Raw genomic sequence first — 1,216 nt, 5'->3', positions numbered from 1 at the left:
AAAACGTACCCCTTGCTGGGTGTTTCAATACAAGCGAGGAAGACGGACATGACGAAGACAGTGCTGGCGCGCTACACGCTGGAGTTCAAGCAGGAGGCCGTGCGGCTGGTGCGCGGTGGTCAAAGCATCGCGGCGGCGGCCGGGACGCTGGGCGTGGTGGAGCAGACGCTGTTCAACTGGGTCAAGGCTGAGCGCCAGGGCAAGCTCACAGGGGCCGACAGCAAAGTGGTGAGTGCCGAGCAGATGGAGATCAGACGGCTGCGAGCAGAGTTGGCCCGCGTGAAGATGGAGCGCGACATCCTGGGAAAAGCCACGGCGTACTTCGCGAAAGCGCAGAGCAGAAGTACACCTTCATCCACCGCAACCGGCAGGCATGGCCGATCTCGGTGCAGTGCCGCGTTATGCGGGCCAGCATCGCTGGGTACCACGAGCACTTCGTTCGTCGGGCCAGCCGGACTTTCGAGGTTCACCAGCGGCGCCACCTCAGCGACGACGCGCTGCTGGTACACATCAAGGCCATCCATGCTCAGACGCGCGGCGGCTACGGCTGGCCGCGCACGTGGAAAGAACTGCTGGCCAGGGGCATTCGGGTAGGCAAGGAGCGGGTACGCAAGCTGATGCAACTCCATGGCATCCGAGCCAAGTGAAAGCGCCGCTTCAAGGTCACCACGGACAGCAATCACGACTTGCCTGTGGCCCCCAACCTGTTGGATCGGCAGTTCGACGTGGCCGAGCCCGACAAGGTCTGGGTGAGCGACATCACCTACATCGCAACCGACGAAGGCTGGCTGTTCCTGGCCGTGGTGATCGACCTGTTCAGCCGTCAGGTGGTGGGCTGGTCGCTGCGCCAGGACATGACGCGGGACATCGCCATTGATGCGCTGCGCATGGCCTGGTTCAAACGCCATCCGGGCAAGCACGCCGGTCTGGTGTTCCACAGCGACAGGGGCACCCAATACGCCAGCCAGGACTTGCGCGACGTCCTGCAGGAGTACGGCATCACGGCCTCGATGAGCCGACGCGGCAACTGCTGGGACAACGCCTGCAGCGAAACGCTGTTCGGATCGTTGAAGGTCCAGAGGTTGCATGGCCAACGCTTTGTGACGCGGCGCCAGGCCAAGGACGAGGTCATCGACTGGGTACTCTGGTACAACCGGACCCGGCTGCACTCGACGCTGGCATACGTCAGCCCGGTGCGTTTCGAGCAAGACTGGCA

At 63.3% G+C, this 1,216-nt stretch carries 1 pseudogene; it reads left to right on the top strand.

Annotated elements, in window-relative coordinates:
* Positions 1-48 precede the first annotated feature (48 nt).
* Positions 49-1,216 (top strand): annotated as a pseudogene (locus tag BLQ61_RS17110) (IS3 family transposase); the annotation flags it as partial.

The sequence above is a fragment of the Oryzisolibacter propanilivorax genome, from assembly GCF_900103645.1.
Classification (GTDB): Bacteria; Pseudomonadota; Gammaproteobacteria; order Burkholderiales; family Burkholderiaceae_C; genus Melaminivora; species Melaminivora propanilivorax.
This window is presented reverse-complemented; position numbering and strand designations above follow the sequence as displayed.